The sequence below is a fragment of the Polynucleobacter cosmopolitanus genome, from assembly GCF_002224225.1.
Taxonomy (GTDB): domain Bacteria; phylum Pseudomonadota; class Gammaproteobacteria; order Burkholderiales; family Burkholderiaceae; genus Polynucleobacter; species Polynucleobacter cosmopolitanus.
This window is the reverse complement of sequence record NZ_NJGG01000002.1, coordinates 389,240-408,901: the sequence shown is the minus strand read 5'-3', so window position 1 is coordinate 408,901 and position 19,662 is coordinate 389,240. Positions and strand designations below refer to the sequence as shown.

20 protein-coding genes and 2 tRNA genes are annotated in these 19,662 nt (G+C 44.9%); 14 read left to right on the top strand and 8 right to left on the bottom strand.

Features of this window, described 5'->3' with window-relative positions:
- Nucleotides 1-77: 77 nt before the first annotated feature.
- The 3 genes from AOC33_RS07615 to AOC33_RS07605 all read left to right on the top strand — a co-directional run bounded on the left by AOC33_RS07615 (nt 78) and on the right by AOC33_RS07605 (nt 2,311).
- Nucleotides 78-167, top strand: a tRNA-Ser gene (locus tag AOC33_RS07615).
- Nucleotides 168-326: 159 nt separating this feature from the next.
- Nucleotides 327-1,937 (top strand): phosphoethanolamine transferase, encoded by a 1,611-nt coding sequence (locus tag AOC33_RS07610; protein WP_089516387.1) that lies wholly within the window; start codon nt 327-329, stop codon nt 1,935-1,937.
- A 14-nt stretch (nt 1,938-1,951) separates the two neighbouring features.
- Nucleotides 1,952-2,311, top strand: coding sequence for a diacylglycerol kinase (locus AOC33_RS07605; protein WP_089516386.1), 360 nt, complete (start codon nt 1,952-1,954; stop codon nt 2,309-2,311).
- Between the two features lie 8 nt (nt 2,312-2,319).
- Here AOC33_RS07605 and hemW read toward each other — a convergent pair whose 3' ends face one another.
- Genes hemW through rph form a run of 3 tightly spaced genes read right to left on the bottom strand, consistent with a single transcriptional unit; the run spans nt 2,320 to nt 4,922 of the window.
- Nucleotides 2,320-3,549 carry a radical SAM family heme chaperone HemW gene (gene hemW, locus AOC33_RS07600; protein ID WP_089516385.1) on the bottom strand — a complete coding sequence of 410 codons (1,230 nt, stop codon included), beginning with the start codon at nt 3,547-3,549 and terminating at the stop codon, nt 2,320-2,322.
- A gap of 9 nt (nt 3,550-3,558) precedes the next feature.
- Nucleotides 3,559-4,191 (bottom strand): RdgB/HAM1 family non-canonical purine NTP pyrophosphatase, encoded by a 633-nt coding sequence (rdgB, locus tag AOC33_RS07595; RefSeq protein ID WP_089516384.1) that lies wholly within the window; start codon nt 4,189-4,191, stop codon nt 3,559-3,561.
- Complete coding sequence (gene rph / locus AOC33_RS07590) at nt 4,191-4,922, bottom strand: ribonuclease PH (RefSeq protein ID WP_089516383.1); 732 nt, start codon at nt 4,920-4,922, stop codon at nt 4,191-4,193. Before rph ends, rdgB begins: the two co-directional genes overlap by 1 nt.
- Before the next feature lie 22 nt (nt 4,923-4,944).
- On the opposite strand from rph, the gene AOC33_RS07585 reads away from it, so the two are divergent.
- The 4 genes from AOC33_RS07585 to AOC33_RS07570 all read left to right on the top strand — a co-directional run bounded on the left by AOC33_RS07585 (nt 4,945) and on the right by AOC33_RS07570 (nt 9,090).
- A complete protein-coding gene (locus AOC33_RS07585) occupies nt 4,945-5,865 on the top strand; it encodes a YicC/YloC family endoribonuclease (protein ID WP_089516467.1) in 921 nt (306 codons plus the stop codon).
- 30 nt (nt 5,866-5,895) lie between these two features.
- Nucleotides 5,896-6,528 (top strand): guanylate kinase, encoded by a 633-nt coding sequence (gene gmk / locus AOC33_RS07580; protein WP_089516382.1) that lies wholly within the window; start codon nt 5,896-5,898, stop codon nt 6,526-6,528.
- A 67-nt stretch (nt 6,529-6,595) separates the two neighbouring features.
- Nucleotides 6,596-6,799, top strand: coding sequence for a DNA-directed RNA polymerase subunit omega (gene rpoZ / locus AOC33_RS07575; protein ID WP_088813555.1), 204 nt, complete (start codon nt 6,596-6,598; stop codon nt 6,797-6,799).
- Nucleotides 6,796-9,090 (top strand): RelA/SpoT family protein, encoded by a 2,295-nt coding sequence (locus tag AOC33_RS07570; protein WP_089516381.1) that lies wholly within the window; start codon nt 6,796-6,798, stop codon nt 9,088-9,090. Before rpoZ ends, AOC33_RS07570 begins: the two co-directional genes overlap by 4 nt.
- Here AOC33_RS07570 and greB read toward each other — a convergent pair.
- Entirely contained in the window at nt 9,068-9,553 is a 486-nt protein-coding gene (greB, locus tag AOC33_RS07565) for a transcription elongation factor GreB (protein WP_089516380.1), read from the bottom strand. The two genes, AOC33_RS07570 and greB, sit on opposite strands and share 23 nt — an antisense overlap.
- Before the next feature lie 20 nt (nt 9,554-9,573).
- Between greB and AOC33_RS07560 the strand changes: the two genes are divergently transcribed.
- From AOC33_RS07560 to AOC33_RS07545, 4 genes are all read left to right on the top strand, one after another.
- A tRNA-Arg gene (locus tag AOC33_RS07560) sits at nt 9,574-9,650 on the top strand.
- A gap of 340 nt (nt 9,651-9,990) precedes the next feature.
- Nucleotides 9,991-10,914, top strand: coding sequence for a tripartite tricarboxylate transporter substrate binding protein BugE (locus AOC33_RS07555; RefSeq protein WP_089516466.1), 924 nt, complete (start codon nt 9,991-9,993; stop codon nt 10,912-10,914).
- Between the two features lie 140 nt (nt 10,915-11,054).
- On the top strand, nt 11,055-13,550 hold the full coding sequence (locus AOC33_RS07550) for an ABC transporter permease (RefSeq protein WP_089516379.1): 2,496 nt from the start codon (nt 11,055-11,057) through the stop codon (nt 13,548-13,550).
- A gap of 53 nt (nt 13,551-13,603) precedes the next feature.
- Nucleotides 13,604-13,993 carry a group II truncated hemoglobin gene (locus AOC33_RS07545; RefSeq protein ID WP_089516378.1) on the top strand — a complete coding sequence of 130 codons (390 nt, stop codon included), beginning with the start codon at nt 13,604-13,606 and terminating at the stop codon, nt 13,991-13,993.
- On the opposite strand, the gene AOC33_RS07540 is transcribed toward AOC33_RS07545, so the two are convergent.
- From AOC33_RS07540 to AOC33_RS07525, 4 genes are all read right to left on the bottom strand, one after another.
- Complete coding sequence (locus AOC33_RS07540; RefSeq protein WP_245835636.1) at nt 13,949-14,536, bottom strand: RDD family protein; 588 nt, start codon at nt 14,534-14,536, stop codon at nt 13,949-13,951. The genes AOC33_RS07545 and AOC33_RS07540 overlap by 45 nt on opposite strands.
- A gap of 5 nt (nt 14,537-14,541) precedes the next feature.
- Nucleotides 14,542-14,967, bottom strand: a complete 426-nt coding sequence (locus AOC33_RS07535; RefSeq protein WP_180738121.1) for a DUF3106 domain-containing protein — start codon at nt 14,965-14,967, stop codon at nt 14,542-14,544.
- A 77-nt stretch (nt 14,968-15,044) separates the two neighbouring features.
- Nucleotides 15,045-15,545, bottom strand: a complete 501-nt coding sequence (locus AOC33_RS07530) for a DUF3619 family protein (RefSeq protein WP_180738120.1) — start codon at nt 15,543-15,545, stop codon at nt 15,045-15,047.
- Nucleotides 15,542-16,123, bottom strand: coding sequence for an RNA polymerase sigma factor (locus AOC33_RS07525; RefSeq protein WP_089516375.1), 582 nt, complete (start codon nt 16,121-16,123; stop codon nt 15,542-15,544). Before AOC33_RS07525 ends, AOC33_RS07530 begins: the two co-directional genes overlap by 4 nt.
- 198 nt (nt 16,124-16,321) lie before the next feature.
- Between AOC33_RS07525 and AOC33_RS07520 the strand changes: the two genes are divergently transcribed.
- From AOC33_RS07520 to ilvC, 3 genes are read left to right on the top strand one after another with little or no spacing between them, the layout of a single operon-like run.
- Nucleotides 16,322-18,097 carry an acetolactate synthase 3 catalytic subunit gene (locus tag AOC33_RS07520; RefSeq protein WP_089516374.1) on the top strand — a complete coding sequence of 592 codons (1,776 nt, stop codon included), beginning with the start codon at nt 16,322-16,324 and terminating at the stop codon, nt 18,095-18,097.
- Nucleotides 18,097-18,588 (top strand): acetolactate synthase small subunit, encoded by a 492-nt coding sequence (gene ilvN / locus AOC33_RS07515; RefSeq protein ID WP_089516373.1) that lies wholly within the window; start codon nt 18,097-18,099, stop codon nt 18,586-18,588. The genes AOC33_RS07520 and ilvN overlap by 1 nt, the downstream gene beginning before the upstream one ends.
- Nucleotides 18,589-18,629: 41 nt before the next feature.
- Nucleotides 18,630-19,646, top strand: a complete 1,017-nt coding sequence (gene ilvC / locus AOC33_RS07510) for a ketol-acid reductoisomerase (protein ID WP_089516372.1) — start codon at nt 18,630-18,632, stop codon at nt 19,644-19,646.
- The last annotated feature ends 16 nt before the right edge of the window (nt 19,647-19,662 follow it).

Here is a 19,662-nt window from a genome sequence, read left to right as displayed (position 1 = left end):
TTTTAACAAGTTTTGGGGGTCGTAAAATGAAAAAAAATGTCGATTGGTTTCAGATACCTTATAATCTCGGCTGTTTTGGAAGCTTGGCAGAGTGGTTGAATGCAGCAGTCTTGAAAACTGCCGAGGATGCGAGTCCTCCGTGAGTTCGAATCTCACAGCTTCCGCCAAATACAAAAGAAGAGCCCCTACCCATGGGGCTCTTTGTTTTTTCATCAAGGCTGGAAAGTCTGGATCACTGTTTTATAGCAAACCCTATAAAAAGCTTAATCTTCAGTTAATTTAAGCGGAATAGAGTCAAAGATTCTATTCTGGGGAAAAGTCCATAAATGCTTAAATTTTCATGGTCAAAAAGCGTATTTTTGGTTATTGCGTCAGCTCTTTTTATAACCATCTTCGCTAACTTCACGATGTTTACCAAAGCCAATGAATGGTTGGTGAGCACAAGCACGAGCCAACTTTATCTGGTGGCCTTGGTGCTGTATCAATTTTTGTTGTTATTGTTCTTGATGGCTTTGCTAACAATGCACAAATGGTACAAACATGTGTTGGTTGTTTTCTTTTTGTTAGCCGTCATTTCTGCCTATTTTGCTGATAGCTATGGGGTGATTATCGATAAAGACATGTTAATCAATGCGGCAGAAACCAATGTTACTGAAGCTATAGGGTTAATGTCTTGGCGCGCTTTAATTTACTTCGCTGCCCTATTCGCAGTCCCAGTCTTTTTCCTTTACAAAATTGAAATCGCTCCGCAAACAGCGGTTAAACGTATTTTGTACCATTTGGGGCTTGCCTTGTTTGCCTTGGTGGCGATCCTGGTGACGTTTTTGGCTAGCAGTGCTTTTTCAGCCTCATTTTTTCGTGAACAAAAGCAAATACGTGTTTATTCAAGCCCTTTGAGCGCGCTGTATGCGACTTATCAAATTGCGAACCGTACTTTTTTTAATGGGACCCAAGTATTTACCAAGGTTGGGGAAGATGCTGTTATCTATCCTCCCGCTGATGATCGGGAACTCGTTATTTTAGTGGTTGGTGAAACTGCTCGAAGTGATAGGTTTTCTCTTAATGGATACAGTAGGGATACCAATCCTTTGCTCAGCAAAGAAAGCATCGTTAGCTTTACCAATGTCGCTTCCTGCGGTACAAGTACAGCTTTATCAGTTCCCTGTATGTTTTCAATAGAAGGTAAGGAAAAGTTTGATCTTTCTAAGGCCAAGTACAAGGAAAACCTCTTGGATGTTATTGCTAAAACAGGAGCTAGCATTTTGTGGCGTGACAATAACTCTAGCTCTAAGGGGGTTGCTGATCGATTTGCTTACGAGGATTTTACAACTCCAAAAAATAACCCTGTTTGCGATCCAGAGTGCCGTGATATTGGCATGCTTAAAGGCTTAGACGAATACATCAGCAAGCAAAAGAAGGGTGACATTGTCATTGTTTTGCATCAAATGGGAAGCCATGGCCCTTCCTACCATGAAAGAGTTCCCGAGGCTTTTCAAAAATTCAAACCAGTATGCAAAACTAATCAACTGGATAAATGCACCAAGGAAGAAATTAACAATGCGTATGACAATACAATTTTGTATACCGACTACTTCTTAAGTGAAGTCATTAAATTTCTAAAAAAGTATGACGACCGTTTTGAGACCTCGATGTTTTACGTGAGTGACCATGGTGAGTCATTAGGGGAGTCAGGAGTTTATTTGCATGGCATGCCTTATGCGCTCTCATCCAAAGCTGTGACAAACGTGCCTTTGGTTTTATGGTTCGGTAAAGAGTTAATCAGGACTCAAAATTTGGATATGGATTTGCTTAAACGACATCGCAATAAACCCATATCTCACGACGAAGTCTTCCATACCATTCTGGGTGTTCTGGAAATTGAAACTGGCATCTACAAGAAAGAAAAAGACCTTCAGTCCTTAGGAATTAAAAAGTAAAAAATTTACTCATAATGAAAAATATTATTTCGCGCCGCATATTAAAAACATCCAAGTACTCACTTCAGGGCTTATTGTCTGCGTGGAAGTCGGAGGAGGCCTTTCGTATTGAGGTGATCTTGCTCTTAGTCTTGCTTCCAGCAGCATTTTTCATCGGAAAGTCAGCTGTTGAAATCTGCCTCCTGATCATGAGCCTTTTCATTGTATTGATCGTGGAGTTATTGAATACCGGGCTTGAAAAAGCAATCGACCGAATCTCAATGGACATCAATCATATTTCAGGATTTGTGAAAGATGTCGGAAGTGCCGCTGTCGCAATTTCATTGATTCAAGCCCTTGTTGTTTGGGCTGTTATTTACTTCACCAATCGCTGATCTTAGGTTTACTTCAAAAACAACATCTGCAAATCATTCAGGTACTGAATACCTAAGTCTGATGCTTTCAAAGTGCTTGGGTCTTCATCTAACAAGCCTTTTTTCAAGGCCTGTTGAATCGGTCCATTGATGGCGCTGATTTCTAAACCAGTTCTTTCTTTGAACTCATGGGTGGGTACGCCATCGATCAATCTCAAGGTATTGAGCATGTATTCAAATGGCAAATCATCTTTATCCAAGATACGCTCTTCAATCAGTGCGTGACCCTGATTAAATATCTTTTGCATATAAGTGTCTGGGTGGCGCTCATTGGTTTGCCTGGCGATTTGATTGTGAGCAGAAATCTTACCGTGTGCGCCAGCACCAATACCAATGTAATCTCCAAACTTCCAGTAATTCATATTATGTTGGCAACGATTGCTATTTTTGGCATATGCAGAAATTTCATATCTCTCATACCCGGCAGTATTCAGCTTGTCCATTAGCGCATCGAGCATCTCAAACGCGCTGTCATCATCAGGAATAGCTGGTGGGTATTTCGCGAACAATGTGTTGGGCTCAAGCGTTAGGTGATAAAGAGACAAGTGCTGGGTTTTAAATGCCAATGCTTGCTCTAAATCTTGAATGGCCTCATCCAGTGTTTGATTCGGTAGGGCATACATCAAATCAAGATTAACCTGATCAAAGAGTTCCATGGCTGCATGGATGGCGGCCTTGGCTTGAGCTGAGTCATGGATGCGGCCTAATGCTTTGAGCTTCTCATCGTTGAAGCTTTGGATACCGAGTGAAATACGATTAATACCACTTTGAGCATAGCTTTTGAATTTTTCGATTTCAAAAGTGCCTGGGTTTGCTTCCATCGTGATTTCAGCATCAGCATTCACTGGCAGAAGTGCGCGTATATCTGACAACAGTTGATCTAATCCGGCTGAGGATAGAAGGCTGGGTGTGCCACCACCGATGAAAATCGAATGTATTCTGCGACCCCAAACTTTGGGCAGCGTGCTCTGTAAATCTAAGCGCAGAGCCTCAAGGTATCTTTTTTCATCAAACCCTTGATTGGCTTCATTGGCTTGATTGCTAGGATGAATGTCAATGACATTGGTCTTTGCATCTTTGCCATCTTTAGCTTCTTTGACATCTTTGATTTGATGAGAATTGAAGTCACAGTAAGGGCATTTTTTAATGCACCAAGGGATGTGAACATAAAGAGATAAAGGGGGCAATGATGTCAGCATCTTGTAGTGTCAGAGTGACAAATCGATTTTCTTGTTTAACTTTTTATGCAACTCTTGAACCAAGATGTTCAGTGCTTGGCCGCGATGGCTGATTTGATTTTTTTCTTCAGCGCTTAATTCAGCGGCTGTTTTACCAAGCGCTGGAATGAAGAACAAAGGATCGTAGCCAAAGCCATGCTCGCCTTGTGGGGCGTCAAGGATTTCTCCATGCCAGTGACCAAAAGCAATCAGTGGTTCTGGATCATCGGCTGAACTGAGGAACACCAAGGTGCAAGTGAAGTGAGCACTTCGTTGCTGGACGCCACTTAATTTTTTAATCAGGAGCGCATTGTTATCAGCATCTGAAGGATCTTTCTTTTGATCACTCAGAGCGAATCTGGCTGATAAGACTCCTGGCAGGCCACCGAGTGCATCGACGCAAACACCAGAGTCATCTGCAAGGGCGGGTAAGCCACTTAGCTTGCTGGCATGTCTGGCTTTGGCGATGGCATTTTCAACAAAGCTTGGAAAGGGTTCTTCGCACGATGGAATACCCAGCAAACCTTGTGGTGTTACTTCAATACCAAGAGGGCTGAGTAAAGCGTTAAATTCTCTAACTTTTCCAGAATTGTTGGAAGCTAAGACAATTTTCTTTGAAGACATTATTTTTTTGCCAAAGCTTCTTTTTGAAGTTTCACCAATTCTTTGATGCCACTCTCAGCCAAGTTCAAGAGTTGATCCAGTTCTTTTCTGGAGAATGCAGCACCTTCGGCAGTTCCTTGAACCTCAATGATGCCGCCTTGAGCAGTCATCACAACGTTCATGTCTGTGTCACACGCTGAATCTTCGGCATAGTCCAAATCAAGCACTGGGGTGCCTTGATAAATGCCCACTGAAATAGCCGCCACATGATCTTTGATTGGATCTTGGGCAATTAACTTCTTTTCTAGTAATTGATTGACGGCATCACGAGCGGCCACAAAAGCCCCCGTGATTGCTGCTGTTCTGGTGCCACCATCGGCTTGAAGCACATCGCAATCCAAATGAATGGTTCTTTCACCCAGTAATTTGAGATCAAACACGCTGCGCATCGAGCGGCCAATCAGACGCTGAATTTCTTGAGTTCTACCACTTTGCTTGCCCTTGGCAGCCTCACGATCGCCCCTGGTATGGGTGGCCCTAGGCAACATCCCGTATTCCGCGGTGACCCAACCCTCGCCACTGCCTTTTTGGTGTGGGGGTACTTTTTCAAGGATTGAAGCGGTGCAAAGCACGTGTGTGTCACCAAATTTCACCAATACAGAGCCTTCTGCGTGCTTGGTAAAGCCTCGGATGATGGCGATTGGGCGAAGATTTTCGGCTTGGCGATGACTAGGGCGTTTGGATATTGTCATGTTAGGACTTTACAATGGAAGAATGATAGAAAGTATGACCGGTTTTGGTAGTGCCTCCAGACAATTAGACCTGGGTGGCGGAGTCTATGCAACTGTAGCGGTTGAATGCCGTTCAGTAAATAGTCGTTTCCTAGATTTGAACATACGTTCACCTGAAGAGTGCCGTTCTGCAGAAATGTCATTGCGCGAACTGGTCACCAAACAGTTGGGCCGTGGCAAGGTGGAGTTTCGCATCAATGTGCACCGTGAAACAGAAGCCTCCACTCAATCCACAGATTTGTTGAATTTAGACAGTCTGAAAAGTCTCAAAGCGCTAGAAGCGGCTGTTTTGAAAGAAATGCCCAATGCAGGAAATATGCGCATGGGTGAAATCTTGCGTTGGCCTGGTGTGATCAATGAAAAGAATGTGGATGACGAACTCTGGCGCAAACTGACTTTGGATGCTGCCACAGAGGCTCTGACAGCTCTTAAGACTAGTCGTCAGGGCGAAGGTAAGGCTTTGCTTGAGATCTTGATGGAGCGCGTGAATGGCATTCGGGCGATTGTTGAACAATTAAAGCCCTTGATTCCGCAAATCATCGCAGCTCATCAAGCCAAGCTCACTGAGCGCTTGACTGAAATACTCACGGGCATCGATGCACAAGGTCAAGCTGTGGCAAAAAACGACGTTTCAGAACGTATCAAGCAAGAAGTTGTTTTGTATGGTGTTCGCATTGATGTTGCTGAAGAGCTTGAGCGTCTCAAGACACATTTGGATGCTGTTGAGGCAGCTCTTAAAAAAGGCGGCCCAGTTGGCAAGCGTTTGGACTTCTTGATGCAAGAATTGAATCGTGAAGCGAATACGCTGGGATCCAAGTCAGTGTCTCAAGAAAGCAGCAATGCATCGATTGAAGTCAAATTATTGATTGAGCAAATGCGTGAGCAGGTGCAGAATCTTGAGTAATGTTCTAACTGAGGTTTTAGAGGATGTCTCATGACTTATACCGGTAGCATGTTGATGGTGGTTGCTCCTTCAGGTGCAGGTAAATCCTCTTTGGTCAATGCACTTCTTAAGCAAGATAAAGACATTGGTTTGTCGGTATCGTTCACCACGCGCTCACCAAGACCTGGTGAAGTGAATGGTCGTGAATACAACTTCCTCAGTGAAGCAGAATTTTTAGAGCGCAAAGCAGCGGGTGATTTTTTAGAGTGGGCCAAAGTGCACGGCAACTACTACGGTACATCCAAGTCTTGGATTGAGTCTCAAATGAAAAATGGCAGAGATGTCATTTTAGAAATTGATTGGCAAGGAGCTCGCCAAGTGCAAGCCATCATTCCAGAAGCCATTTGGATCTTTATTTTGCCACCCTCGATACAGACTTTAGAAGATCGCTTGAGACACCGTGCTCAAGATGATGAGGCCACCATTCAAAAACGGGTGGCTGCTGCCAGAGAAGAGTTGACCCATGTGGCTGAAGCTAATTATTTGGTGATCAATGATGATTTTGATACAGCCTTGGCTGAGTTAAATCATGTGGTTTTGGCGAGTCGTTTACGCAAGAATTCTCAGTTAGCCAGACATCAAAAATTAGCCCAAGAACTTGGCGCCTCAAACAAGCAAAAGTGAACTTTCTGCCACTTTTGCCCAAGTGAGTTATCCTTTGGGTATTCCTAGTACTTTTTGAGTTAAACACATGGCCCGTATTACTGTAGAAGATTGTTTGAAAACCATCCCCAATCGATTTGAATTGGTTCTAGCTGCCACCTATCGTGCTCGTCAATTAGCGCAAGGTCATGCTCCTAGAGTGAACGCTAAAGACAAGCCAACCGTGATTGCTTTGCGTGAAGTGGCTGCTGGCGTTACAGATCGAGACATGTTGGTTAAAGTACCTCTATAAGAGGTGACACGGTGGCGCCAAACCCAGATGCCCAAGGCATCCTAGCCGCCATCCTGGAGCAATCAAGCCGGCACTTATTCGGACCCACGTCCCAGCCGGCTCACCCCCCAAAGCCACAAGTTGTTTCTCTTGCTGGCTTAATTGAAAAAATCTCTCATTTAAAACCTGATGAAATTGCTTTGGTCAAAAAAGCATTTCAATATGCTGATTCAGCTCATCTAGGTCAATATCGCCAAAGCGGCGAACCTTACATCACTCACCCGTTGGCTGTTGCTGAGCTTTGTGCCAGTTGGCGCTTAGATGCTCCATCGATCATGGCTGCCTTGCTGCATGATGTGATTGAGGACACGGGCAGCACTCGCCAAGAGTTGATAGAGATCTTTGGTGGCAAAGTGGCTGAATTGGTAGAAGGTTTAACCAAGCTAGACAAACTAGAATTCCAAAGTCAGGCAGAGGCGCAAGCTGAGAGTTTTAGAAAAATGTTCATGGCCATGGCCAGAGACGTTCGAGTGATTTTGGTGAAATTGGCAGATCGTTTGCACAATATGCGCACCCTCGATGCAACCACTTTGGCCAAGCGCAAAAGAGTCGCTCTTGAAACCGCAGAAATATACTCACCGATTGCGCACCGTCTTGGTTTGAATTTGGTTTACAGAGAATTACAAGATTTAAGCTTTAGACATTCATCACCGTTCAGATATGCCACTTTGGATAAGGCGATCAAAAAAGCTCGCGGCAATCGCAAAGAGATGGTGGTCAAAATTTTGGATGCGGCTCGCATGACTTTGACCAAATCAGGTCTTGAGGCTGACTTGCGCGGCAGAGAAAAAACTTTGTACAGCATCTACATGAAGATGCGCCAAAAGCACTTGAGCTTCTCTCAGGTCTTGGATGTTTACGCTTTCCGTGTCACCGTCAAATCAATTGATGAGTGTTACCGAGCGCTGGGCGTCTTGCACGCCCTTTATAAGCCAATGCCTGGCAAGTTCAAAGATTACATTGCCATCCCTAAGCTCAATGGTTATCAGTCACTGCACACCACCTTGGTGGGTCCATTTGGTATGCCGGTGGAGTTTCAGATTCGTACGCAAGACATGCACCGCGTAGCGGAAGAGGGCGTTGCTGCACATTGGGCTTATAAGGATGGCGATGACCATCTCACTGAGATGCAAACCAGAGCTCATCAATGGTTGCAATCATTGGTTGATATTCAAGACAACAGTGGCGATTCTCAAGAATTCCTAGAGCACGTCAAAATCGACTTATTCCCTGATGCGGTTTACGTGTTCACCCCCAAAGGACAAATCAGAGCCTTGCCAAGGGGTGCCACAGCCTTGGACTTCGCCTACGCTGTGCACAGTGACTTGGGAAATGAGTGTGTGGGCGCCAAAGTGAACGGCGTTCAGTTGCCATTAAGAACAGAGCTAAAGAACGGCGACATCATTGAAATCAGTTCAACGCCTAATTCGCAACCCAATCCTGTTTGGCTCACATTTGTTAAAACTGGCAAAGCTCGTGCTGCTATTCGTCATTACCTCAAAACCAGACGTTACTCAGAAGCGATTCAACTGGGTGAGCGCTTGTTGTCTCAAGCGTTGCGTCAGCACGGTGGTGATGCAGCCCTCGTCACAGATGATATTTGGGAAAAGCTATTGCACTGGACGGGCAGCAAGGGTCGTGAAGAATTGTGCGCAGATATTGCCATGGGTCATCGTGTTCCTGCAGTGATGGCCAAAAGAGTTGAAATGCTCATTCGAGAGAGCAAGGGTCATTCTGAACAAATGCGTTTGGATACGGCTGAGTGGGAGACTGCTCGCGATGACATGCCTGAGCACAAGCAAGCGATCATGATTGATGGCAAGGGTGGTGAGTCAGTGTCTTTCCCAGCTTGCTGTCATGCAATCCCTGGCGACAACATCTTGGGCTACCTTGGTAAGGGCGAGGGGCTGCAAATTCACACCCATGAATGTCGCCAAGCTCAAAGATTGCATCATCGTGATCCAGATCATTGGGTCGATGTGATTTGGGCAGAAGATATTCAAAGAAGTTTTGATGTGTCCATCCGTGTGGATGTCAAAAATGCCAAAGGTGTTTTAGCTCGCATTGCTGGCACATTGACCTCTGCTGATGCCAATATTGCTCACGTAGCGATGGATGATCGCTTCAGTGAGTCTGCTGTGGGTATTCGCTTTGTGATTCAGGTGGAGAGCCGTTATCACTTGGCCAAAGTCATGCGTCGCTTAAGGCAGAATCAAGACGTTCTAAAAATCACCCGAGTTTTTGGTAAGTAACCTTCAAGATATCAAGTTCTTTCAAACCCTCAGGGGTTTGTAAATTAACTGTGTCGCCTTCTCTTGCTTTGATGAATGCTTTGGCAATCGGTGAAATCCAACTGACATGATTTTTCTCCATGTCGACTTCGTCAACACCCACAATCGCGATGGTGGTTTCCTGCCCAGTCTCATCTGCATAACAGATGGTTGCCCCAAAGAAGATTTGATCGGTTTGTTCTCTTGCCTCAGGATCAACCACCAAGACATCTTCTAAGCGCTTGGTTAAAAAATAAATGCGACGGTCGATTTCACGTAAACGCTTTTTACCGTACTGATAATCACCATTTTCAGAGCGATCACCATTTGATGCGGCCCATGAAACAATTTTGACGATTTCTGGCCGTTCTTCATCCAGAAGATGTAAAAGTTCATCTTTCATGCGCTGGTGACCAGCAGGAGTTATGTAGTTTTTGATTTCCATGGCATAATGTCGGTCTTAATGCGGCTGTAGCTCAGTTGGATAGAGTACTTGGCTACGAACCAAGGGGTCGTGGGTTCAATTCCTGCCAGCCGCACCAAAACAGAAGGGCCTAGTGTAAAGCTAGGCCCTTTTTCATTCAAGTTGCTGCATTCTTCAAATGAGAGCCCAAGCTGCGCCTCAAAACACAATCACTAAAAAACACCTACAAAATACCTACAAAAAATCTTTTTCATGATTGATTGAAGTCAATTGTGGTGGTGTTGATATGGCTTTGAATGAGCTCATAACTGTGTTTAAATATCTCCCGAATATTAAGCATTTCACTAAAAAATGCATTCAATTAGGTCGATGCATGTGTCAAGAAATTGTTTGAACATGTCTTTGAAGGGGGTGGTTTGATTCGTTCTGTTTTCATCGTTGCGCTTGTGAGCATTTTCATGCCATTCATGGCTCAGGCCCAATCATTTCCGCAAAAACAGATTCGTTTGATCGTGCCTTTTGCACCAGGTGGTAGTACGGACATTATTGCGCGTGCCATCGCAGATCCTTTGGGTAAAGTGCTTGGTCAACCTGTGATTGTTGAAAATAAGGCAGGTGCTGGTGGCTCGATTGGTGCCTTGGACATCATGAGAGGTAGTAAAGATGGTCATGTGATTGGTATGGCAACCGTCTCAACCACTGCCTCAAATCCAGCCATCAATAAAAAAATTGGTTACGACCCGATCAAAGATTTTCAGGCGATCACCAATATTGCCGCCACGCCCAATGTGATTGCTGTGCATTCGAAATTTGCAGCTAAGGATTACAAATCATTTTTAGAGTTAATTAAAAAGAATCCTGGTAAATATAGTTATTCAACCTCAGGCGCTGGTGGTATTGGGCATTTGCAGACCGAGTTATTTAAAAGTTTGACTGGGGCTCAAATAAATCATGTTCCCTATCGTGGAGCCGGCCCCGCTTTGGTTGATACAGTTTCAGGAAAAGTACCGATCATTTTTGATAATTTGCCATCCGCTTACCCCTTCATCAAAGACGGTCGTTTGCTGCCATTGGTGGTTGCTGCCCCCAAACGATTGAGTAGCTTGCCTCATGTGCCGACTTTTGCAGAGGTTGGTTTGGCTCCAGTCAATCGCATGGCTTATTACGGTCTGATTGGACCTGCTGGCATGTCAAAAGAAGTGGTGGAAAAGATTCATGCGGGAGTGTTAAAAGTTTTACAGGATGCTTCAGTGAGAAAACGCATTGAAGACACTGGATCATTGATTGTTGCCAATAATCCAGAGCAGTTCGCTGCAGAAATCAAAGCCGAGTACGACATCTACCGAGATGTTGTGGCTAAGCAAGGTCTCACATTGAATTAATCCCCATCAAGCTCAGTCATCTGCACTTGAGTGGTTATCAGATGACCTTGATCAATCTGGGGTAATGCAAGCTTGCACACTTTTAGTGAACAACCACTATCCTAGTGGCTGAATCACAAATTGACTGATATTGAGTGGCAATGAATCTCCCCCGTTCCTTTAGATCTATTGAATTTGCTTGGCTTTTAGCTGCCTTGGTTGTTTCTGTGGCGTCTTTGAGCAGTGTGGCTTATTTGGCAGATCGCATGCAAAGAGCGTTTGAGAGAGATGCTAAGCAATTGATTGCATCAGATGCTTTGATTCAGAGCGATCAACCCTTGCCGATTCTTTTTGAGCAAGAGGCTGCTAAACAAGGATTGCTGGCAGCTAAGACCACGGTGTTCCCCACCATGTCATCCGTTGGCTCAAATGCCCGCCTGGTGGCTTTAAAAGCAGTCACAGAGGCATACCCATTGAGGGGAAGTATCAAGATCTCTAAAGATGATCTAGACATCAAGGGCGCAAGCACACGCGCAACACCATCGCCAGGTTCCGTGTGGGTAGAGCCTGCTCTTTTGGCGGCTCTTTCTGCAAAGTTGGGGGATCGAATCACCTTGGGGTCGACAAGTTTTGTGATTGAGGCTTTGTTGACTCAAGAGCTAGATAAGGGTGCTGGTTTCTTAAACTTTGCACCACGGGTCATGATGCGTGATGATGAGTTAGCTAAAACTCAGCTGATTGGTTTTGGTAGTCGGGTCACTTATCGATTTTTGATGGCTGGTCAAGAACCAACAGTCAATGCATTTTTATTGTGGGCTCAAAAAGAAATTGATGCCAAGCAATTGAGGGGCATCAAAATCGAGGGGGTTGATAACAGTCAACCCTTGATGCGAGCAACGCTTGATCGCGCTGAAAAGTTTTTATCACTGGTGGCTATTTTGACGGCCATGGTCGCTGCTGTAGCGATGGCTTTAGCCGCCAAGCGCTATACCAGCAAGCAAGCTAATCCAACGGCAATTTGGAAATGCTTGGGCGCCAATAAACGCCAAGTATTGCTAGAGCACTTCAAGGCCAGCATGGTGATTGCACTTTTGGGCGGTGCCATGGGGGCTTTCTTGGGGTGGATTGGTCATCAAGGCCTGCTTTTCTTTTTGGGTGATTTGTTGGTGGCTGATTTGCCATCAGCATCGATCTGGCCATTGATCTGGTCTTTATTGGTAGCTGTTGTTTTGTTGATTGGATTTGTTTGGCCACCATTGCTGTATTTGAGTGATATCTCGCCATTGAAAGTGATTCGTCGAGATATTTCAGTCAGGCATCCTGCTTCTTGGTTATTGATGTTTTTTGGCTTGATCAGCTTCTTTGTTTTACTTTTAAGTGTTGCTAAAGATGTCAAATTAGCCGTCTTAACTTTGGGTGGTTTTTCATTGGCGGCAGGCGTCTTTGTGTTGGTCTCATGGCTATTGATCAAATTGACAGCCAAGATGGCAGAGCATTCATGGTTAGGTCAGCACGTTGTGCAACGATTTGTTTGGCAGTCTTTATCCAGACGCTCTTTGTTCACTGGTTTACAAATAGCATCACTGGCGATTGCCATCATGGCCTTATTACTTTTGGCTGTGGTCAGACAAGATTTGATGAGTGCTTGGAAGGGCAGTTCTCCGCCGGATGCACCCAATAGATTTTTGATCAATATTCAGCCAGAACAAAAAGCAGCCATTGAGCAAAAGTTATTGAGTGCTGACATTAAGAAAATTGTCTTGTACCCCATGGTTCGCGGTCGTTTAACGCACATCAATGACCAAGTGGTATTGCCGCAAGATTTTGAGGATTCTCGTGCACAGCGATTGGTTGATAGAGAATTCAACCTCTCATACGCCGCAGACTTGCCAGATAAAAATAAAGTGACCGCAGGAACTTGGCATGGCAACACTCGCATGCCAGAAGTGTCGATTGAAAAAGGTTTGGCTAAAACACTGTCTTTGAAGTTAGGTGACAGCTTGGTGTTTGATATTGCGGGCATTCCTGTTAAGGCAAACGTGACATCCATCAGAGAACTTGATTGGGGTAGCATGCGCGTTAACTTCTTTGCAATTTTGCCGCCTCATCTTCTCAGTGAAATGCCGCAAACTTGGATCACGGCTTATAAGCAAGGTCCTTTGGTGCCGCAAGTATTGCCTCTGGATATTTCTGTGGTGGCGCAATTTCCTAACGTGACTGTTGTGGATGTGGAATCTGCTTTGAATCAAGTGCAAGATGTCTTGAATAAATTGTCAGCAGCCGTGGAATTGCTGTTTGGCTTCACAGTGATTGCTGGCATCTTGGTCTTGGCCGCGGCTTTGGCATCGACTCAAGATGAGCGCCTCAAGGATGCAGGCTTACTCAAAACCTTGGGTGCTAGTCAGGCTCAAATCAGGCGTGCTTTTTATACAGAGTTGACCGTGATTGGTTTTATTTCTGGTTCGATGGCTTCTTTCGGTGCCATTGGGGTGGGTTGGGCTTTGGCCACCCATGTTTTTGAATTCAACTTACCAATCCCATGGATCGTGATTGTCTATGGTGTTGTTTTTGGCGTTTCTGCATGCGTATTGGGCGGCCTGTGGCTACAAAGAAAAATTTCTCACACATCAGCCACAGAAGTTCTCAGGAATGTGTGATCAGGGTGTGATTAAAGTCTGATAAAAAGTTTAATCAAGAATAAAATAAAGATATGTCACAAGAACAAACCACTTATGAATTGATTGGCGGGGCTGAGAAGCTGCGTGAGTTGGTCAATCGTTTTTACGACCTGATGGATCTAGAAGAAAATTATCAGGGGATACGGCTCATGCATCCTGCTGATTCCACTTCATCCAGAGAAAAGTTATTCATGTTCTTGAGTGGCTGGATGGGAGGCCCAGATTTATTTGTTGAGCAATACGGACACCCAAGACTCAAGGCCAGGCATTTGCCATTCTCAATTGGTATTTCTGAAAGAGATCAGTGGTTGCAATGCATGCGCCAAGCGATGAAAGATGTTGGCATTAACGGCATTCTGTTTGAACGCCTGATGCAATCATTCTTTACTACTGCTGACTGGATGAGGAATCGTGTTGGGTAATTGAACCAGGCGAGTGCCAGACCAGCGATCAGGAATCGATTGGCGATTCTTTCTATCTAAGATCGCTGATAGAGGCCACAAAAATAAAGTGATTGAAAAGAAAATAATTGAAACTGAGCCACCCATGCTGGCGGTTGGATTCATTTTGATATTGATGAAAAGTAATAGGGCTGCTGGGATCAACCACAGTGAGCCAATTGCAAATCGCATCAATGCTTGCGAACGTTTCATGATCGCACCATCAACATTTACCAACTGAATGCGCCAAGTTTGCATGGCAAGTGTTTGTCCTGTTTTCGTCCAGTACCACATGAAGTAAAAAGCCAGCACCAGGTAAACATGAGCCATCAGAATGGCAGAGGGTGCTGTGACCTCGAACAAAACTCCAATGATCAAGTGTGGCACCAGGAATGTGAAAGCCAACACTCCAAACAACACCAACATCTCATAAAGATTCAAAGCAATGCGACGCTTGATGGTTGGCGCTGGTAGCGACCTGAGGTAACTTGCGGGAAGAGGGATGAACTGATTAGATTCTTTCACAAACGCTATTTTAGCGTTGGTGAAGTGACTGCGCTTGGTTTAGTTGTTTGAGCTCTTTTTTGCGCCAATAATTTTTTATCTTCAGCGGATAGTTGCTGATAACTTTCCCAAGCAGCCGCTTTTTTCTCAGCAGAAATATTCAGGGTGCGAAGGTAATTATCTCTGGCACGCTGGCGCTCATGGGTCGATAAACTAGCCCACTCTGACATGCGAGACTGCAAGGTACTTTTTTCGGTATCAGACATTGATGGATAGCGATTCGCCACATCCACCCATTTTTTTTGACGAGCAACAGTGAGGCTCGACCAATCTTCTTCGAGCGGTGCCAAGATCAAACGTTGATCCTCATTGAGGGCTGACCAGTTTTGAGCATTGGCCACCAAAGGGTAGGCTAAAAAGATCACAAGAAAAACAGTGATATGAGCAATCAAACAGCGACTTAAACAGATATACCGGTTTTGGCATTTCATGTTTGAAAAAGATCGAAAGAATGATGAAAAAGACATGATCAGATCTTTTCTTCTTCCTCTTGTTTGGCTTGTTTCTCTTGCTTGTCTTGTTCAATCGCCAAGTCTTTGCCGTTGGTGATCAAGTATCTGACAAAACCATCATCTTTGTAGGCGTTAGGTGGCACTGCATCAACCAAAATAGCGCTATCAACTTTTGCAATATCCAAGATGCGCTCATCTTGTTGCCAATTCGAGATCAAGACAATGCCAAAGGCCAAAGCCAAGATCGGGGCAGCACCAAATGCACCCATTGCACGGTTGCGCCAGTCTGAAGTCGTTGAACTTGAGTTATTAAAACCTTCTCTAACCCAGTTGTATGACCAGAATGGTTTGCGCTCTTCTAATTTTGCTGCCAAAGCCAGTTTTCTGGCATTTTCAAGACGATTTGAGATGTGTGCTGGCAGATTTGCAGCACCTTCATTGAGTAAATCGCGGGTAAGAAGAGCCACTTGCAACTCTTGGTTGCCATCGACTTGAGGGGTTTGATAGTGCTTACTCACAATTTAAATCCTTGTTTTTTAAGGGCTTTCGCCAAAAAAGAGCATGCTCGAGAGCAGTGTGTCTTCACGCTACCCTCTGAGCAAGCCATTAATTTGGCTGTTTCAGAAATGCCCAGATCATCCCAATAACGCATGAGGAAGGCTTCGCGTTGACGTGAAGGTAGTTTTGAAATCTCATTTTCGATGATTTTGATCACTTGTTGACGCTCTAAAATCGTCGCGCCATCCTCAAAACCTAAATTTTCTTCTGAAGAATCAAGGAACTCAAGAGGATCTGAGTAATCAGAGTCATCCAAATTATCTTTATTGCCACCCCTCATGGATGAGAAGAGGCTGATCCAGGTATTTTGGGTTTTTTGACGACGGAACCAGTCCAAGGTCGTGTTTTGAAGAATTCGGGTGTAAATCAAGGGCAGTTCTGCAGCATCGCGGTCGCCATACTTCTCAGCCAGTTTCATCATGCTGTCTTGCACGATATCCAAGGCTGCATCCTCGTCCCGCGTAGAGAATACGGTACGTTTGAAGGATTTTGCCTCGACTCCTTTGAGGAAGTCGGACAGTTCTTTTGCGGAAGCCATGACCTCTATTAGACAACGCTTCACAAACCCACCCCTAATAAGGCTTTATAGGCTAAAATCCTAGGTTCGACTTGCCGGACCTTTCATAAGATGGTTTTTTCCCGGATTTAAGCGACCGCCACTCGAACCCGAGCCATAAGCACGGAGCCAGAGTAGCCCAAACAATTTTTTGCCGAAAATTGCAAAGGACTATAGAAAATGAATGCAAATAACAACAGCGCGGAACTTTTGAACCCTGCTAGTAACAATCAAAACCAAGACGGCCCAGAAATGATTGGCGCTGAAATCTTGGTACAAGCCCTTCATGCTGAAGGTGTGGAATATGTCTGGGGTTATCCAGGCGGTTCAGTTTTATTTATTTACGACGAGATCTTCAAACAAGATAAGTTTGAGCATATCTTGGTGCGTCATGAGCAAGCAGCCGTTCACGCTGCCGATGGCTATGCGCGTGCCACAGGTAATGTCGGTGTTGCATTAGTGACCTCAGGTCCTGGTGTGACCAATGCTGTGACAGGCATTGCGACTGCTTACATGGATTCAATCCCAATGGTGATCATCACTGGCAACGTACCTACGGCTGCCATCGGTGAAGACGCGTTCCAAGAGTGCGACACCGTTGGTATCACTCGTCCAATCGTTAAACATAATTTCTTGGTCAAAGATCCTGCAGATCTTGCTTTGACTTTGAAAAAAGCTTTTCACATTGCCAGAACTGGTCGTCCAGGTCCGGTGGTGGTGGATATTCCTAAAGACGTGTCTTTCCAAAAAGCACGCTTTAACTATCCAGCTGAATTGAACATGCGTTCATACAACCCTGTGAACAAAGGTCACAGTGGTCAAATTCGCAAGGCCATCAGTTTGTTGCTTGAAGCTGAGCGTCCATACATCTACACAGGTGGTGGCGTGATTCTTTCAGACGCAGCACCTGAGCTAAAGCAGTTTGCTGATTTGCTTGATTATCCAGTGACCAATACCTTGATGGGCTTGGGTGGATTCCCTGGCACAGACCCACGTTTCTTGGGCATGTTGGGTATGCACGGCACGTATGAAGCCAATATGACCATGCAGCATTGCGATGTCTTGATCGCCATCGGTGCTCGCTTTGATGACCGCGTGATTGGTAATCCTGCGCACTTTTCGAGTGTGCCTAGAAAAATCATCCACATCGATATCGACCCTTCAGTGATTTCAAAACGCGTGAAGGTTGATGTGCCTATTGTTGGCGATCTCAAAGAAGTATTGGTTGAGATGTCTGCCATGATCAAGGCTGCTGGTCCATTGAAGAACAAAGCTAAGTTGGATGCTTGGTGGTCACAGATCAATGAGTGGCGCAAAAAAGATTGCTTGAGTTTTGACCGTGATTCTGAAATTGTTAAACCACAGTACGTGGTTGAAAAAATTTGGGAACTCACCAAAGGTGATGCCTTCGTTTGTTCAGACGTTGGTCAGCATCAAATGTGGGCTGCGCAATTCTATAAATTTGATAAGCCACGTCGTTGGATCAACTCTGGTGGTCTTGGCACCATGGGTGTTGGCTTGCCATACGCCATGGGTATCAAAAAAGCATTCCCTGACAATGAAGTTGTCACCATCACTGGTGAAGGTTCTATTCAGATGTGTATTCAAGAGTTATCAACTTGCAAGCAGTACGACACACCGATCAAGATTGTTTCTTTGAACAATCGTTATTTGGGCATGGTTCGTCAATGGCAAGAGTTGACTTATAACAAGCGTTACTCAAGTTCGTACATGGATTCATTGCCCGACTTCGTGAAGTTGGCGGAATCTTTTGGTCACGTGGGTATGCGCATTGAAAAGAAATCTGATGTTGAGCCAGCACTTCGTGAAGCATTCAAAATGAAAGATCGAACTGTGTTCATGGATTTCCAAACAGACCCAACAGAAAACGTTTGGCCGATGGTTCAGGCTGGTAAAGGCATTACTGAAATGCTTTTAGGAAGCGAGGAACTCTGATGCGCCACATTATTTCTATTCTTTTAGAGAATGAGCCAGGTGCGTTATCACGCGTGGTTGGTTTGTTTTCTGCTCGCGGGTACAACATTGAAACATTAACAGTGGCTCCTACAGAAGATCCATCTTTGTCACGCATGACGATTGTGACAGTGGGCTCTGAAGACGTCATTGAGCAAATTACCAAGCACTTGAATCGCCTCGTTGAGGTGGTGAAGGTGATCGATTTGACTGATGGTCCTCACATTGAGCGCGAGCTCATGCTGATCAAGGTCAGAGCTGTTGGTAAGGAGCGCGAAGAGATGAAACGCATTACGGACATTTTCCGCGGTCGTATCATTGATGTCAGCGATAAGTCTTACACCATCGAGCTGACTGGAGACAGCAGTAAATTAGATGCATTCATTGAGGCCACAGACCGCAGTGCCATTTTGGAAACAGTCCGAACTGGTTGCTCTGGAGTTGGTCGCGGTGAGCGTATCTTGAAGGTATAACTTTTTAACAAACAACAAACTGAAATTACATAGGAAATAGCATGAAAGTTTTTTACGATAAAGACGCAGACTTATCTTTGATCAAAGGTAAGCAAGTAACAATCATTGGTTACGGTTCACAGGGTCATGCCCACGCACAGAACTTGAATGATTCTGGTGTGAAAGTAACTGTTGGTTTACGCAAAGGTGGTGCTTCTTGGAATAAAGCTGCGAACGCAGGTTTGCAAGTTAAAGAAGTGGCTGAAGCTGTTAAAGGCGCAGACGTTGTGATGATGTTGTTGCCGGATGAGCAAATCGCTGAGGTGTACAACAAAGAAGTTGCTCCAAATATCAAGGCAGGCGCTGCATTGGCATTTGCTCACGGCTTCAACGTTCACTACGGTCAAGTGATTCCTCGTGCAGACGTGGATGTGATCATGGTTGCTCCTAAGGCGCCAGGTCACACGGTTCGTGGCACATATTCACAAGGTGGTGGCGTTCCTCATTTGATCGCTGTTCATCAAAACACAACTGGTTCAGCACGTGACGTAGCTTTGTCATATGCAACAGCCAACGGCGGTGGCCGTGCTGGCATCATCGAAACAAACTTCCGTGAAGAAACTGAAACTGACTTGTTCGGTGAGCAGGCTGTTCTTTGTGGCGGCGCAGTTGAGTTGATCAAAGCTGGTTTTGAAACTTTGGTTGAAGCTGGTTACGCTCCTGAAATGGCTTACTTCGAGTGCTTGCACGAGTTGAAGTTGATTGTTGACTTGATCTACGAAGGTGGTATCGCCAACATGAACTACTCAATCTCAAACAATGCTGAGTACGGTGAGTATGTGACTGGTCCACGTGTTGTGACTGAAGATACTAAGAATGCAATGCGTCAGTGTTTGAAAGATATTCAAACTGGTGAGTATGCAAAGAGCTTCATCTTGGAAAACAAAGCAGGTGCTCCTACATTGATTTCTCGTCGTCGCTTGAACGCTGAGCATGACATCGAAGTAGTTGGTGCTAAGTTGCGCGCGATGATGCCTTGGATTGCTAAGAACAAGTTAGTTGATCAAAGCAAGAACTAAGATCAGTTGTTAAACA